We start from the raw sequence: 16,032 nt of genomic DNA on the forward strand, positions 1-16,032 counted from the left end.
GGCTTCCTGGGCAGGGTCTCTCAGACCCGACAAGGGGGAGAGCGATGACGTTGGAGCAGTCAGGTGCCTCGATGACGACGAGAGCCGCGGTGCCCGCCGGGTCCCGGGCATCCGTACGCGGATTCCTGGGCGCCCACACGCCCGTGTCCCAGCCCGTGGTGCGTGACCTGCGGGAACGCGCCGGGCGCGGTCCGCGGGCCCTGGAGTTCGCCGAGGGGGACGTGGTCGTGATCTCCGGCCTGCCCGGGAGCGGCAAGTCCACGCTGATCCGGCGCGCCGCCGCCGGCGGTGGGATCGACTCCCAGGACACCCGCGACCGCTGGGACGCCCGGATGCCGCGGCTGCTGCCGTACGCGGTGTACCGCCCGCTGGTCCGTGTCGCCCACTACGCGGGGCTGCGGCGCGCGCTGCGCTCCGGTTCCGGGGTGATCGTCCATGACTGCGGCACCCAGTCCTGGGTCCGGCGCTGGCTGGCCCGCGAGGCCCGCCGCCGCGGCCGGTCCCTCCATCTGCTCCTCCTGGACGTCACCCCGGCCGTCGCCCGCGCCGGCCAGCGCGAGCGAGGACGCGGCGTCTCCCCGTACGCCTTCCGGAGGCACCTGCGCGCCGTCACCCGGCTGGTGCGGGACGCCGAGCGCGGCCGCCTCCCGCGGGGGTGCGCCTCCGCGGTCCTGCTGGACCGGGAGGCGGCGACCGCCCTCGGACGGATCGGGTTCGGCGCGAGGCCTTAGGTCCTGTCCGGGCGATCTTCTCGGGCCCGGACGACAGCTGCGGCGCCTCGCTGCGTTGTCGGAGTCGTCCGAGTACGTCCAGTACGGGGACGATCCTTCGCCTTGCGATGCACCGCATCTGACGCCGCGGGCTGGTCCTCAAAGATCGCCCGGACAGGACCTAGGCGGACACCCCCTGCCGTGCCTGTTCGGGCGACCTGCCGTACTCCCTTCCGGCTACCCTGCTGACGCAGGGAGACGGCGCCCGGCAGGGGCGGACGGGGAAGCAGGGAACGCAGTGGACACGACATGGCCCGCCAATGAACTGGAACAGGTGCTGGCCGCATCCGTCGGGACGCCCGGTGCGGGCGCCCGGATCGTCGAGGTGCTCGGCCGCAGCCACGTCTGGGTGCCTCTGCCCAACGGAGGCGGACCGGACAGCCCGAGCCTCGATCTGCCCACGCTGGAGATAGACGGGGCGCCCTACGTCCCCGTCTTCAGCTCCCACCAGCAGTTTCTGCAGTGCGTGGGCGAGCACATGTCCGGGACCGTGGCTCCGGCGGTCGAGTTCGCGCGCGGGCTGCCGCCCCAGCTGGGCATGGCCGTGAACCCCGGGGGCGCCGTCGGCGTACCGCTGCCGCCGCTCGCCGTCGCCGAGCTGTGCCGGGTCGGCCGCACACCGCTGGACGGCCCGGCGAGCGGAGGCCGGGTGCGGCTGTTCGAGCCGGACTGGCAGGAGGAGCCGATCGACTTCCTCGCCGCCGCGGCCGGGGAGTTCGAGGAGACCGGCGTCGTCCAGACCGCCCGTCGTGTCCTGGCGAGCATCGAGGGTGACGCGCCGACGCTGTTCATCGGCGTCCAGATGTCCGCATGGGAGGGGCAGCACCGCACCGCTCCCATGGACGCACTCGGTCGCGCACTCGGCCGGGTCCCCGTGAAGTGGCCGGTCAACCTGGTCCTGCTGGACGTCGCCCAGGACCCCGTCGGCGACTGGATGCTGAACCGGGTGCGGCCCTTCTACACCCGGCAATACCCGTCGTCGCACGTGTAGTCGTCAAGTCGGTGTCAGCACGGCCGCATAAGCTGGTTTGATGACGAGGCCGCCGCACTGCCCGGTGCGGCCGCTCACACCATGGCGGATCGAAGAGGGGCGGGACCCAAGTGAGTGCGTCAGGCACCGCGGCGGCCGGGCAGGTCGAGCACATGCTGCGCCAGGTGACGCCCGGGCGCTATGACGCCTACGAGGCGCTGCTCCACGCACTCGCCGACCCCTCGGCAGGCCACCTCTGGATGCTGCTGTGGCACGGCCAGTCCGGCTCACCCGACGCCCAGTACGGGAACATGGAGGTGGACGGCCAGCTCTACGCCCCCTGTGTCACCTCCGCCCAGGAGCTCGCCGCCTCCGGATGGAACCGGGCCCACGAGGTCATCGGCGCCACCGACATCGCGCGCGCCCTCTTCCCCGACCGGTACGGCATCTGGCTCAACCCGCACGCCCCCGGCGGCGGAGTCGGCATCCCCTGGCCCGATCTGCGCCGTATCGCCACCGGGCTCGACCGGATGCCCGCGGGACCGCTGCGGCTGACCGAGCCCGCCATCGAGCTGCCCCAGTTCTACGCGCTGCTCACGCAGAACGCCCACCGCACCCCCGCCATCCGCACGCTGCGCAGGGTCTGGGTGCAGCCCGCGCTGGGCGCCCCGTACCTCGCCATCGGCCTGGACCTGTACGACACGGGGCAGCAGTCCGTCGAGAGCGTGCGGGCGATGATGCAGCAGTCGATCGCCGCCGTCCCGGACGGACTTCCCGTCTCCACCGTGGCCATGTCCGACGAGTACGACCCGGTGACTCTGTGGCTGCGGGCCAACGGCCGCCCCTTCTACGACCGCGAGGCGCACGGCGCGCCCGACCAGCCCGGCCGGCCCGGTTACGGCTATCCGCCACCCGGTTTCATGGGCGGGGCGTCCACTGCGCAGTACCGCTGAGCGAGGGTCCGCCGGCGTCTCCTGCCGCCATCTGCAGGTCATCCGCCCAACGCCGTCCGGTGTCCGGGAAGTTAACCGAAGCGTCGTGATGTCCCGCAAGCACCCGATTTGGTGAGTGTCCGGGTCTCAGCTCGGTATCACCGCTATGCGGACTGTTCTCTGCCTTGACATGCGTGAGTAGTGTTCGGCCGGTCAAGACCACACATGGCGACCAGGGGTGGACCCATGCGAATAATGAAGTCCCGGGCTGTACGGGCGGTGACGGCGGTCCTTGCGGTCGGCCTGATCGCCACCGGATGCACGAGCGAGCGTGGCAAGGACAGTGGCAAGGGCGGGGAGGACACCTTCGTCTTCGGTGCTCCGGGTGACCCGGGTTCTCTCGACCCGGCCCTCGCGAGCGACGGTGAGACCTTCCGGGTCACCCGTCAGGCGTTCGAGGCTCTGCTGGAGCACGAGCCCGGCGGCAGCAAGCTCGTGGGCGGGCTGGCCGAGAAGTGGTCCAGCGACCCGGCCGGCAAGGTCTGGACGTTCAACCTGCGCAAGGGCGTGAAGTTCCACGACGGCGAGGCGTTCAACGCGGCCGCGGTCTGTGCCAACTACGACCACTGGTTCAACTGGACGGGCACGTACCAGTCGAGCGCGGTCTCGTACTACTGGCAGACCATCATGGGCGGGTTCAAGAAGAACGAGGACAAGGAGACGCCGAAGGCGAACTACAAGTCCTGCACCGCCAAGGACGAGAACACCGCGGTCATCGAGGTCAACGAGACCTCGGCCAACCTGCCCGGCGGTTTCTCGCTCCAGGCCCTCGCCATCCACTCGCCGAAGGCGATCAAGGAGTACGAGAAGCAGCAGGCGAGCGCCAAGGGCGACGCCATCACGTACCCCAAGTACAGCCAGGAGGCCGGCACGGTCGCCGGTACCGGCCCGTACAAGATCGCGAAGTGGAACAAGGGCAACAAGGAAGTCACCCTCGAGCGCTTCGACGACTACTGGGGCGACAAGGCGAAGGTGAAGAACCTCGTCTTCCGCACCCTCGACACCGAGGACGGCCGTCGTCAGGCCCTTCAGGCCGGTGACATCGACGGCTACGACCTGGTCGCGCCCGCCGACATCAAGACGCTGGAGAGCGCCGGCTTCAAGGTGCCGACCCGTGACGTCTTCAACCTCTTCTACCTCGGTATGTCCCAGGAGAAGAACCCGGCGCTGAAGAAGCCCGAGGTCCGCCAGGCCATCGCGCACGCCATCGACCGCGAGAACCTCGTCAAGACCCAGCTGCCCGAGGGCGGCAAGGTCGCGACCCAGTTCATGCCCGACACGGTCGCCGGCTACTCGGAGAACGTGAAGAAGTACGCCTTCGACACGGCCAAGGCCAAGTCGCTGCTGGCGGCAGCGAAGGAGCCCAGCCTCTCCGTCGAGTTCTGCTACCCGACCGAGGTCACCCGCCCGTACATGCCCTCGCCGCAGGACATCTTCGAGCTGATCAAGGCCGACCTGGAGAAGGCCGGCATCAAGGTCACCCCGAAGCCGATGAAGTGGGCCCCGGACTACCTGGACGCCACCGAGGCCGGCTCCTGCGCCCTGCACATGCTGGGCTGGACCGGTGACTTCAACGACGGCTACAACTTCATCGGCACCTGGTTCGCCGAGTACGACAAGCAGTGGGGCTTCAAGGACCCGAAGGTCTTCGCCGCGGTGAAGGCCGGTTCCGTCGAGGCCGACCAGACCAAGCGCGTGGAGCTCTACAAGAAGGCCAACGAGGCCATCATGGAGTACCTGCCGGGTGTCCCGCTGTCCTCGTCGCCGCCGGCCATCGCCTTCGGCAAGAACGTCAACCCGCCGAAGGTCTCCCCGCTGACGCAGGAGAACTTCGCCGAGGTCTCCTTCAAGTAACACACCGCATGAGGGTCCGCCCGGCCGATGAACTCCGTCGGCCGGGCGGACTCGCATCCCATTCCCGTACCACTCGTACAACACACGCAAGAAAGGGGCATGCGGGGTGTTGCGACTCGTCGTACGACGACTGCTCCAGCTGATACCCACCCTGCTCGGCCTGTCGGTTCTGCTGTTCATCTGGCTGAACCGGCTGCCCGGCGGACCCGCCTCAGCGATCCTGGGCGAGCGGGCGACCGAAGCCGAAGTGGCACGCATCAACCGGGCGCTCGGGCTCGACCAGCCGCTGTACGTCCAGTACGGCCGCTTCCTCAAGCGCATCCTCGAACTCGACCTCGGCACCTCGACCCAGACCGGACAGCCGGTGTGGGACGAGTTCGTCCTGCGTTTCCCCGCGACCGTCGAACTCAGCGTCGCCGCGATGATCATCGCCGTCGTGGCCGGCATTCCGCTCGGCTACCTCGCGGCGCGCAAGCGCGGAGGCTGGCTGGACGTGGCCTCGGTGTCCGGATCGCTCGTCGGGATCTGTATCCCGGTCTTCTTCCTCGCCCTGCTGCTCAAGGGCATTTTCGCGGTCAACCTGCACATCTTCCCCAGCTACGGCCGTCTGTCCACCGGTATCGACGCCACCGACATCACCGGCTTCGCCGTCTTCGACGGCGTTCTCACCGGTGAGTTCGACGCCTCCTGGGACGCGCTCATGCATCTGGTGCTGCCGGCGCTGGCCCTCTCCTCCATTCCGCTCGCCGTCATCGTGCGTATGACCCGCGCCAGCGTGCTGGAGGTGCTCGGCGAGGACTACATCCGTACCGCCGAGTCCAAGGGCCTCGAGCGCCGGGTCGTCCGCGGCCGGCACATCATGCGCAACGCGCTGCTGCCCGTGGTCACCACGGTCGGCCTGCTCACCGGCAGCCTGCTGTCGGGCGCGGTGCTCACCGAGTCGGTGTTCTCCTTCGGCGGTATCGGCTCCTTCATCCGTACCGCCATCGATGCCCGCGACTATCCGGTGCTCGTCGGCTTCATCATGTTCATCGCGACGATGTACGTCCTGATCAACCTGCTGGTCGATCTCGCCTACAGCGTCATTGATCCGAGGGTGCGGGTGCACTGATGAGCCTGGCAACTACCAAGACCTCGAAGATCGACCGGCTCGCCGAACTCACCGCGAAGACCGAGACGTCCAGCGGCGCCAGCCTGTGGCGCGAGGCGTTCCGACGGCTGCGCGCCAGCAAGATGGCGATCATCGGTGCGGTGATCATCGCGCTGTTCGTCCTGGTCGCGATCGTCGGCCCGTGGGTCGCTCCCTACGGCCCCACCGAGCAGACCTGGCGCGGTGAGGTCTTCCAGAACCAGGGCAAGTTCGTCGGCGCCCGCGCCGGAAACTGGTTCGGACTCGACCACCTCGGCCGCGACCTGTTCTCCCGGATGCTCGTCGGAGCCCGGCAGACCCTGCTCGTCGGCGTGGTCTCCATGCTGATCGGCCTGGTCATCGGCGCCGTGATCGGCGCCGCCTCGGGCGCCGCTGTCACGCTCGGCGGACGCGCCGGACAGCGCGTCGACGACGTTGTCATGCGCGTCACCGACATCATGCTGGCGCTGCCCTCGCTGCTGCTGGCCGTCTCCATCGCCGCGGTGATGGGACAGTCGCTGACCACCGTGATGATCGCCGTCGGTGTGGTGCAGGTGCCCATCTTCGCCCGGCTGCTGCGCGGTTCGATGCTGGCGCAGGGCGGTAGTGACTACGTCCTGGCCGCGCGTGCCCTCGGCATCCGCAAGCGGCGCATCGTGGTCACGCAGATCATGCCCAACTCGCTGAGCCCGGTGATCGTCCAGGCGACCCTCAGCCTCGCCACCGCCATCATCGAGGCCGCGGCGCTGTCGTACCTCGGTCTCGGCAACCCCGACCCGGCCGTCCCGGAGTGGGGCGTGATGCTCTCCCAGGCCCAGCGTTTCTTCGACAACGAGCCGATGATGTCGATGTATCCGGCGGTGGCCATCATCATCACGGCCCTCGGCTTCACGCTGCTCGGCGAGGCCATGCGCGAAGCCCTCGACCCGAAGCTGCGAGGTTGATGTCATGCCACTGCTCAATGTGGACGAACTCACCGTCACCTTCGGCGGACGCGGCCGGGGGGACGTCAGGGCCGTCAACGGAGTGTCCTTCTCCGTGGACCAGGGCCAGGTCGTGGGCCTGGTCGGCGAGTCGGGCTGCGGCAAGTCCGTCACCTCGCTCGCCCTGATGGGCCTGCTCCCGCGCAAGGGCGTCACCCTCGGCGGGAACGCCGACTTCGAGGGCGCGGACCTGCTGTCGCTCAGCCCCGCCAAGATGCGGGACATGCGCGGCAGCAAGCTGGCGATGATCTTCCAGGACCCGCTGTCGTCGCTCAACCCGGTCGTCCCGATCGGGGTGCAGGTCACCGAGATCCTGCAGCGCCACCGGGGCCTGAAGGGCGAGGCCGCCCGCAAGGAGGCCGCGCACCTGCTGGACCGGGTCGGCATCCCCGACCCGAGCCGGCGGCTCAAGGAGTACCCGCACCAGCTCTCCGGCGGTATGCGGCAGCGCGCCCTGATCGCCATGGCGGTGGCCTGTGCGCCGAGGCTGCTCATCGCCGACGAGCCGACCACCGCGCTCGACGTGACCATCCAGGCCCAGATCCTCGAACTGCTCAAGGAACTGGTGGACCAGGAAGGCACCGCACTGCTGATGATCACCCACGATCTGGGGGTCGTCGCCGGGCTGTGCGACCAGGTCAACGTGCTGTACGCGGGCAAGGTGGTCGAGTCGTCGGGCCGGCGTGAGCTGTTCGCGCACCCGACGCATCCGTACACCCACGGACTGCTCGGCTCCATCCCGCGCCTCGACGCACCGCGTGGCGAGCCGCTCAGCCCCATCCGGGGGTCCATCAACGACCAGATCGCCTGGGCCGAGGGCTGCGCCTTCGCGCCCCGCTGCGACCGCTACGAGATGGGCTGCCTGACCGGCACGCCCGAGCTGACCGAACCACGCGAGGCCGGACACCAGGCCCGCTGCGTCAACCCGGTCCTGGCCACCACGGAGGTCCCGGCATGAGCCTGCTCGAACTGGACGGAGTGAAGGTCCACTTCCCCGTCAAGAAGGGCATTCTCTTCGACCGCACGGTCGGCCACGTCTACGCCGTCGACGGGATCTCGCTGTCGGTCGAGGCGGGCCAGACCTACGGTCTGGTCGGCGAGTCGGGCTGCGGCAAGACCACGCTCGGGCGTGCGGTGCTGCGGCTCGTCGACATCACCGACGGCAAGGTCGTGCTCGACGGCACGGATGTGGCCAAGCTCCCCGAGAGGGAGCTGCGCTCCTTCCGGCGGCGGCTCCAGATGGTCTTCCAGGACCCGCTGGGCAGCCTCAACCCCCGGCAGAACATCGAGTCGATCCTGTCCGAGGGCATGGCCGCGCACGGCATCGGCGCGAACCAGGACGAGCGCCGGGAGAAGATCAAGGAGATCCTGGCGAAGGTGGGGCTTCCGGCGAACGCCCTGTCCCGCTACCCGCACGAGTTCTCCGGCGGTCAGCGCCAGCGCATCGGGATCGCCCGGGCTCTGGTGCTCGAACCGGACGTCATCATCTGCGACGAGCCGGTGTCGGCCCTGGACGTGTCGATCCAGGCGCAGGTCATCAATCTGCTGGAGGAACTCCAGCAGTCGATGGGCCTGACGTACCTGGTCATCGCACATGACCTCGCGGTCGTCCGGCACATCTCGGACGTCATCGGGGTCATGTACCTCGGCTCGCTGGTGGAGGAGGCCCCGAGCGACGCGCTGTACGCGGAGCCCAGGCACCCGTACACCAAGGCCCTGATGTCGGCGGTGCCGGTGCCGGACCCGGAGGTCGAGGACCGCCGGGAGCGCATCCTGCTCCACGGTGACCTGCCTTCGCCGGCGAATCCGCCGGCGGGGTGCCGGTTCCACACGCGCTGCCCCTGGGCGCAGGACCGCTGTGCGAAGGAGCGGCCCGAGCTGACCGACCTCGGCGACGGTCACAAGGTGGCGTGCCACTTCACGGCGGAGATCGCTTCGGGCGAGCTCGCCCGCACCTCGGGCGAGGTCGTCTCGGCGGTGCGCGAGGGCGTGGAGGACGTGGATCCGGTCGTGGGGACGGCGGGGGAGGTCGCGGAAGCGGCGGAAGCCGCGGAAGCCGCGGAAGCCGCAGAAGACGTCCAGGCGGCGGATGCCGACGTGGTTCCGGGTGCCGTCCCGGAGCCCCGTGACGAGGCTCCCGAAGCGGACGGGGCCTCGGAGACGCCTGCGAGCAAGTAACCCCTCGGGGTGCGGGGTACCCGACCCCGCACCCCGGGCGGTGAACACGGAGGGCGGGCCCTGGAATCCAGGGCCCGCCCTCCGCGTTCGCGCGGACTGGCCGGCAGGCACCGGCCCGGTCCTGACCAGTGCGTGGGGGCGGTCCTGTGGGTGGTCAGCCGGTGACCTATCCGGTGGCGACCAGTGCGAAGTCGGCGTCGGTCGCCTGGGTCTCCACGTGCCCGTCCGCGTTGACCTGGCTGGCGACGACCTCGATCGTCCAGGTGCCGGTGGCCGGGTTCTGGATGAACACGTTCTCCACGGTGTCGAGTGTGTTCGCCGAGCCGCCCGACGTCGACCAGTTCCCTGCCGCGAGTCCGTTGTTGCCCCAGTACACGGTGCCGTCCGGGGCGGTGACCTTCAGGGTCAGGTCGTTGACCCGTGCCTGGGCCGCCGACGGCGAGCCCATCGGGTCGGTGTAGACCATCGTCGCCTTCAGGGGCCGGCTGCCGTCGGTGGTCATCGTGTACGTCGCGGTCTGGCCCTGCGTGATCACGTTGCTCTCGTCGACCAGGATCGGCAGGTGCCAGTTGCCGTCCTGCGCCTGCTGGTACAGGTTGCCGGCGCTGGCCGTACCCCAGCCCTGCTTCATACGCGCGAGGTCGTGGGAATCGCCCGTGAAGGCGTACTGGTCGGCCGAGTTGACCAGCAGCGCCTTCGCGGTGGAGGCGTGCGGCCGGGACGCGAAGACGTCGCGGTCCAGACCGGGGCCGCCGTCGAAGACCCCGTCGGCCCACATCTGGAAGACGAGACCCGCGTAGCCGCAGGTGATCGGGGCGGAAGCGCTGGTGCCGTTGAACGTGTCGGTGTACGCGGTGTCGCTGCCGCTCGCGGCGGTGCGGACCGCGTCGTAGTAGTTCGACAGGTCGGGTTTGATCCGCCCGTCGGCGGCCGGTCCGATTCCCGAGCCGCCGTTCCATGCGTCGTCGGTACGGGAGAGGGTGTCGTAGTGGAAGACGCCGCCGACGGACAGCACGTTCTTCGCCCACGCCTGGGGGCGGGCCGATCGGTTACCGGTGTTGCCCTGGGACTGGCAGATCAGGATGTCGTGGTCGAAGACGATGTCGTCCATCGCCGCCGACGTCGTGTTGTAGCCGAATGTCAGCGCACTGCCCCAGCTGTTCGACTGGAACACCGCACGGTACGAGCCCGCCGGGTCGACGAGCTGCGCGGTATGCGCCCACCGGTCGGTCACCAGACTGCTGGCGGCGAAGATGGGCTGCGCCTGGGGGAGCAGACCGCGGGCGCTGGCGGAGACTCCCGAGGCGAAGATCTGCCCGTACGTGGAGGTGCCGTGGCTCGTGCTGGCGGTGTTGGCGGTGTGCATGATCGGCGGGGTCGCCGCGAACTCCTGGTGTGTGGTGCGTACCCCGGCGTCCATCAACTCACCACGCACGCCCTGGCCGAGATAGCCCTGCGCGGTCTCGAGTGTGTCGGCGCCGCCCGCGACGCGGGCCTTGTCCATGTCCTCTTCGGGGGCCGACCAGACGTCGAGCGCGAGCACCGCGTCGAGGTGCGCCACCGCGCGTGCCTGCGCCTGCGTAAGGGTCGCGTCGATCAGTTGCCGGCTCGCCGACGCGACATGCACGGTGCCACCGTGCTTCGCGATCCGCTTGACCACGTTTCGTTGGGCGTCGGCGTCCGGTTCCACGAGCGTGATGAGATACCGGCGGGTGTTCGGCGGTACGGCCCCGCCGTCGAACTTGTCGCCGGGGTCGTACGGGCCGACCCATCGCACGTACGGCAGCTCGGCGACGCGCCGCCGGGTCTTCTTGTCCATGTGCACCACGTACGCCGAGTCGGGGATGTACGAGCCGATCCGTGCGCCGAGTGCCTCGAGTGCGGCGCGGTGGCTGTCGAGTGGCGCGGTCGCGAACTGGACGAGGTACGCGCTGCCGTCCTTCGACCGGAGGTTGCCCTTCGGCCGGGTGCGTTCCCCCTCCGGTGTGGTCGGATCGAAGGTGCGTGTGCGAAGCCGGATCAGCGTGGGCTTCGGATGGATCGGACTCGACGTCGAACGGCCGTCTTCGTTCAGGCGGTTGTCGCCGGCACTGGCCAACGGGGTTGATCCTGTGCCGCCGTGGTGCGTCGGCGTGGACTGGGCGGGGCTGGCGGAGGCGGCGAGGGCCAGGGCGAGGACGGTGTACGCCACTGTGCGTGCGGAGTTACGCATGGGGCTTCTGGGCGAAGATCCGCCGAGGGATGCGGATCGGTGAATCCGGTCGAGCAACGCCAACCGGTCAAAGCTGCCAGGAAACCGTCCGAACGGGTGACGATGGGCTCAAAGTCGCCGCGCAAGTCCCTATAGTCGCGGCGTGCAAATGCTGTGGACGCTGATGGGCGTCGGATCGGCGGTCGTGGTAACGGCGTTGCCCGGCGCAGGAGCGCCGGTGGCGAGTCAGGACGTGATACGCACCGCGCGACAGCCCCACCTACTGACGATCACCGTGCCGGCCTCGGTGAATCTCGGCTCGACCTTCCCCGGCGCGACCATCAGCCGACAGCTCGGTGAGGTCCAGGTGACGGACAAGCGCGCCGGGCAGAACACGGTCTGGACGGCGACGGTGGCGGCGGGCGACTTCACCACGCCCGGTGGCGGCGCCGCCCGGCAGATCCCCAGGAGCCGGTTCTCCTACTGGTCGGGCCAGACCACGAGAACCAACGGCCCTGGCACCCGAGTTCCGGGCCAGGCCACGAGTGCCCAGGCGCAGAGCCTCAGCGTCCCGCGTACGGCTTTCACCAAGACGTCGGGCAGCGGAGCCAACACCACCGCCTGGCAGCCGACGCTCATCGTGGCGGTGCCGACGACCGCTCTGGGCGGCACCTACACCGGGACGATCACCCACTCAGTCGCATGATCCAGGACGAATACCGAGATTTCTTTACATGCCGAACTATGGTGACCCCGTGCGCAGGTAGAGTATTGCTTTCCTCCGTCGTCGCCTTTCTCAGCGCGACATCCCTGCCCGCAGTCGCCCAACCATCGGGCGACACGACCGTAACCTTCACCGTGTCGACGTCGAACCTCACGATCGAGGTGCCCGCCTCGGACCATCTGGGGTCCGGGTTCCCGGGGCAGACGATCAGCGGTCAGCTCGGCACCGTGACGGTGGAGGACGGACGGGCCGCCGCGAACGCCACGTGGACGGCGTCGGTGATCTCGACGCAGTTCGACACCGGGACGGACGACGCCACCGAAGTCATCCTGCCGAACCTGGTGGCCTACTGGTCCGGGCCGGCGACCGCCACCACCGGCACCGGTACCTTCGTGCCGGGCCAGCCCACGCGTGCCGACCGGGTCACCCTGAGCAGCCCCCGCACCGCGTTCTCCAAGACCTCGGGCAGTGGAAACAACAGCGCGAGCTGGAACCCGACCCTGGAGATCACCATTCCGCCCGACGCCGTGGGCGGTCTCTACAGCGGGACGGTGACCCATTCCGTGGCGTGAACCCGTGGGGGGGGGGGGGGGGGGCTGCTACTTGCGGTGTCACTGCTCGGCGGGTCGGTCGCGCCCGTGGCCGCGCAGGTACCGCGGCAGGCGGCGTCCGATGACGTCAGTGTGGGCATCCGGCTCGTCGACGCGCCGCTCAGCCGCCGCGACGACGAACGGGCCCACCGCTACATCATCGACCACGTCCAACCGAAAGAGCAGATTCGCAGACGGATCGCCGTCACCAATCTGTCGGACCGGCGGCACCGCGTACAGCTCTACCCCGCGGCCGCCGCCGTCCACCGCAAGGACGGCTTCGTCTTCGACCACGGCCGTGCCGGCAACGAGCTCACCGAGTGGGTGACGGTCGAGCCCAGGGAAGTCGTCCTGGCGCCCGACGAGACCAGGACGGCGTGGACCGAGATCACCGTGGCGAGCGACGCGACCGGCGGCGAACACTACGGTGTCATCTGGGCGGAGATCAGTCCCAAGCCCGACCGCTCACAGCAGGTACGCAACGTGGCCCGCGCCGGAGTGCGCATATACCTGTCCGTAGGACCAGGCGGGGAACCGCGGTCGGACTTCTCCGTCCACAACCTGACCTGCGTCCGCACCGCGGCCGGCGTACCGAAGGTCACGGCTCGAGTGAGGAACACCGGGGGGCGGGCCCTCGACCCGACGGGCAGGCTCAGCCTGTCGGACGGGCCGGGCGGGCTGTCCGCAGGCCCCTTCAACGTCAAGGCGGGCACCGTCGGCCCGGGCGACTCGACGCGGGCGAAGGCCACCCTCGACCGGCGGCTGCCGGACGGTACGTGGACAGCACGACTGACCCTGGTGAGTGGATGCGTCAAACGAGAGGCGACCGCCCGCATCACCATCGGCACGTCGCGGCCGGACTCCCAGGACGGCGGGGGCACCCGGACGGCGATGCTCGCGGTCGGCGGACTTGTGGGGGTTGCCGCGGCAGTGCTGCTCGCCACATACGCACGTCGCCGTGGAAACCGCACCCACTGAGCGCCCGTCGCACGGTATCCGGCCCCGTGGCCGGGCCCCATGCCGCCTGGCGGCGGACAACCGGCTTCGAGCGCAACCGCAGGGACCGGCTCCGGCCGGTCCCTGCGGCCTGCGGGCTACCGCTGTCGCGTGCGCCGGCGATGGAGGACGAACCCGCCGACTGCGACAGCCGTGAGGGCCAGCGCCCCTGACACAACGATCACCGTCGTCGTGCCGATTCCGCCGTCGTCGGCAGCCCGGGTCCCGAGGACTTCCTCCTTGCCGCGGGCGCTGGCGCAATAGTCGCGGTTGGCGGGATCCACGTCCGCCGTCACCTTCAGCGTGGTCCACCCGACCCCGTACTTCTCCTGCGCCGTCTTGGCCTGTTCCCCGACCGTCTTCACCGTGTAGGAACCGGGTGGGACGGCACAGCGCACCCTCGCCTTTCCGTGCGAGTAGGCCCTTCCCATCCGGATCTCCACCGGGGCGACGAAGACCGGTGAGTCGACGGTGATGGAGTCGCTGTCGGTGAGGGTGAACGGATCCAGTGTCGCGACGATCTTGATCTCCGCCCCGCGCTGGGCGGGACGGTTCCCGTTGACCTCGAGGCCGGACTCGTCAGGAGCCGCCGAAGGAGAGGCCGCGAGGGCGAGCGTGGCCACGCTCAGGCCCAGATATGTGGTGGCACCTATGAACGACATGGTCGATTGGTCTCCGCTCGTGTGGCCTGGCGGCTGTGGTTCAGCCGGCGCCTGTTACTGCACCTTGGGGGGCACCAGATTGCGTTCGGCGCCCAGAGCGGTGCCCGTGTCCGCGTACAGGGTGACCTCGCCGTCGCTCCAGCGGACGATGAGGTCGTCGGGGTGGCCGTTGCCGTTGTAGTTACCCGCGGTCAGGACTTCGGAGTGCTTCCACAGCGGATTCGGGGCCTGCATCTGCACCTCCTTGCCGAGGCCGGCGTCGCTCACGTCCGTGTACAGGGTCCGCTCCCCGTCGCTCCAGCGGATCAGGACGTCCCAGTTGTCGTTCCCGGTGAAGTCCCCGCTCGCCAGCAGCGTCGCGTGCTCCCAGAGCGCCTCCGGCTTGCGGAGTTGCTTCTCCTTGCCGAACTTCACACTGTCGCTCACGTCCGTGTAGAGCGAGACCTCGCCGTCCTTCCAGCGCACCAGTACGTCGTCGGTCCACTTGTTGGCGCTGTACCGGCCCGCGATCACCTGTGTGGCGTTCTTCCAGACCGAGTTCTTCGCCGCCAGCTTCGTCTCCTTGGAGAACTTCGCGGTGGCGGTCACATCGGCATAGAGGCTGACCTCGCCGTCGGACCAGCGCACGATCAGGTCGGCGGTGCCGGAACCGGTGAAGTCGCCGCCGGTGATCACGGTGGCGTGCTTCCAGAGGTCGTTCTTCGAGAGGAGCTGGGTCTCTCCGCCGTAGCCGCCCTGACCGTTGCCGCGGTAGAGGGTGACCTCGCCGTCGGTCCACACCACGATGGTGTCCGCCTTGCCGTCACCGGTGTAGTCGCCGGAGGCCATGAGCCGGGCGTGCTCCCACAGTTCGCCGCCGCCGGCCGTGTACGGCGAGTAGGGCAGCGGGGAACGCGTCGGCGTGCGGTTGTTCACCGCGTCGTCGTAGAGCCTGAAGACCTCGTCGTCGTAGTAGGGGCTGAAGGAGATCCGGTCGCTGTCGTTGAGCAGACCGCCTCCGTTCCAGCCGCCGAGGTTGCCGACCACTTCGCCGGTCTTGGTCTTCTCGTCGAAGTTGGCGATCCAGGGGCTGCCGGAGGTGCCGCCGTAGAATCCGCCGCACTCCATGCGCAGTTGCCGGTACCCGGGCAGGCGGGTGGTCTTCGTCTTGCACTTGACCGCCTGGTCCTTGGGGGAGCTCACGCTGTTGGGATAGCCGATGACGGTGACCCAGGTTGCGTAACCGGGGGTGCGGGTGAGCCGGTTGGCCCCGGTGATCGACTCGATCTGCCGGCCCAGCCTGTCCGGTTTCACCGTGACGAAGGCGAAGTCCAGGTCTGATCCCGGGCCGAACCTCGTGCGCCGGGGGTCCCTGAAGACCTTGCCGATCGCCCAGATACCGTGCGGCTGCCGGGAGGCGGGCTTGTTGCTGCGGTACTGGGGCACGAACGCCCGCTTGCTGTCCAGCGCGCAGTGTGCGGCGGTCAGCAGCAGATTGCCGTGGGGGCTGTGGACCACGCTCGCCGTACAGCTGTGCGTGGCCAGGTCGCTGCCGACGTAGTAGATCATGCCGACGGTGGGAACGCCTTCGTAGAACGGATCCTCCATCGCTGCCCGCGGAGCTCTGCCGGCCCGGCGGGCCGCCTGCCCGGAAGCCGACTCCTGCGGAATCGGCTCCCCCTTGGCCTCGGCCCTGGCCTTGCTCTCGGCCTTGCTTTCCGGATTGCTCTCGGGTGCGGCGGACGCCATGCGTTCCTCGGTCCAGAAGGCCGCGGCGTCCTCACTGTCCCAGTTGTCGTCGGTGTCGTTCGCCGGTTCGGGTTCCGCCGGTCCGGCCGGGCTCGTCGGCGTGGTCGTCGCGGTCGGTCCGGTGGGTGCGGCCGGAGCGGCCGCAGACGCGGTCGTCGCCGACACACCCAGAATTCCGGCACCGATACACATCGCTGTGAGTCTGGCTAAACGAGAGAAGCGCACAAATGCCTTTCATGTACATGGGTATGAACAAAGGGCCGGC

13 protein-coding genes and 1 pseudogene are annotated in these 16,032 nt (G+C 69.2%); 11 read left to right on the forward strand and 3 right to left on the reverse strand.

Annotated features, from left to right (window positions below):
- Positions 1-71: 71 nt before the first annotated feature.
- The 8 genes and pseudogenes from ACTWOL_RS26115 to ACTWOL_RS26150 all read left to right on the forward strand — a co-directional run.
- On the forward strand, positions 72-731 hold the full coding sequence (locus ACTWOL_RS26115; protein ID WP_474299229.1) for an AAA family ATPase: 660 nt from the start codon (positions 72-74) through the stop codon (positions 729-731).
- A 277-nt stretch (positions 732-1,008) separates the two neighbouring features.
- Complete coding sequence (locus tag ACTWOL_RS26120) at positions 1,009-1,761, forward strand: enhanced serine sensitivity protein SseB (RefSeq protein ID WP_474299230.1); 753 nt, start codon at positions 1,009-1,011, stop codon at positions 1,759-1,761.
- Between the two features lie 110 nt (positions 1,762-1,871).
- Positions 1,872-2,693 carry an enhanced serine sensitivity protein SseB C-terminal domain-containing protein gene (locus tag ACTWOL_RS26125; RefSeq protein WP_474299231.1) on the forward strand — a complete coding sequence of 274 codons (822 nt, stop codon included), beginning with the start codon at positions 1,872-1,874 and terminating at the stop codon, positions 2,691-2,693.
- A gap of 231 nt (positions 2,694-2,924) precedes the next feature.
- Complete coding sequence (locus tag ACTWOL_RS26130; protein WP_474301265.1) at positions 2,925-4,586, forward strand: ABC transporter substrate-binding protein; 1,662 nt, start codon at positions 2,925-2,927, stop codon at positions 4,584-4,586.
- A 106-nt stretch (positions 4,587-4,692) separates the two neighbouring features.
- Positions 4,693-5,697, forward strand: coding sequence for an ABC transporter permease (locus ACTWOL_RS26135; protein WP_474299232.1), 1,005 nt, complete (start codon positions 4,693-4,695; stop codon positions 5,695-5,697).
- Positions 5,697-6,659 carry an ABC transporter permease gene (locus ACTWOL_RS26140; protein ID WP_474299233.1) on the forward strand — a complete coding sequence of 321 codons (963 nt, stop codon included), beginning with the start codon at positions 5,697-5,699 and terminating at the stop codon, positions 6,657-6,659. The genes ACTWOL_RS26135 and ACTWOL_RS26140 overlap by 1 nt, the downstream gene beginning before the upstream one ends.
- Before the next feature lie 4 nt (positions 6,660-6,663).
- Positions 6,664-7,656, forward strand: coding sequence for an ABC transporter ATP-binding protein (locus tag ACTWOL_RS26145; protein WP_474299234.1), 993 nt, complete (start codon positions 6,664-6,666; stop codon positions 7,654-7,656).
- Positions 7,653-8,744, forward strand: a pseudogene (locus ACTWOL_RS26150) (ABC transporter ATP-binding protein); the annotation flags it as partial. The gene ACTWOL_RS26145 and the pseudogene ACTWOL_RS26150, both read left to right, overlap by 4 nt.
- Before the next feature lie 298 nt (positions 8,745-9,042).
- Here ACTWOL_RS26150 and ACTWOL_RS26155 read toward each other — a convergent pair.
- Positions 9,043-11,088, reverse strand: a complete 2,046-nt coding sequence (locus ACTWOL_RS26155) for a S8 family serine peptidase (protein ID WP_474299235.1) — start codon at positions 11,086-11,088, stop codon at positions 9,043-9,045.
- A 217-nt stretch (positions 11,089-11,305) separates the two neighbouring features.
- On the opposite strand from ACTWOL_RS26155, the gene ACTWOL_RS26160 reads away from it, so the two are divergent.
- From ACTWOL_RS26160 to ACTWOL_RS26170, 3 genes are all read left to right on the forward strand, one after another.
- Positions 11,306-11,773: a hypothetical protein gene (locus tag ACTWOL_RS26160; protein WP_474299236.1), complete on the forward strand. Its 468-nt coding sequence runs from the start codon at positions 11,306-11,308 to the stop codon at positions 11,771-11,773.
- A 152-nt stretch (positions 11,774-11,925) separates the two neighbouring features.
- Positions 11,926-12,363, forward strand: coding sequence for a hypothetical protein (locus ACTWOL_RS26165; protein WP_474299237.1), 438 nt, complete (start codon positions 11,926-11,928; stop codon positions 12,361-12,363).
- Positions 12,364-12,429: 66 nt separating this feature from the next.
- Positions 12,430-13,359 carry a hypothetical protein gene (locus ACTWOL_RS26170; RefSeq protein WP_474299238.1) on the forward strand — a complete coding sequence of 310 codons (930 nt, stop codon included), beginning with the start codon at positions 12,430-12,432 and terminating at the stop codon, positions 13,357-13,359.
- 116 nt (positions 13,360-13,475) lie between these two features.
- Here ACTWOL_RS26170 and ACTWOL_RS26175 read toward each other — a convergent pair whose 3' ends face one another.
- Positions 13,476-14,039, reverse strand: coding sequence for a hypothetical protein (locus tag ACTWOL_RS26175; RefSeq protein WP_474299239.1), 564 nt, complete (start codon positions 14,037-14,039; stop codon positions 13,476-13,478).
- A 54-nt stretch (positions 14,040-14,093) separates the two neighbouring features.
- A complete protein-coding gene (locus tag ACTWOL_RS26180; RefSeq protein ID WP_474299240.1) occupies positions 14,094-15,959 on the reverse strand; it encodes a trypsin-like serine peptidase in 1,866 nt (621 codons plus the stop codon).
- Positions 15,960-16,032 lie beyond the last annotated feature (73 nt).

Source organism: Micromonospora sp. IBHARD003 (assembly GCF_056106285.1).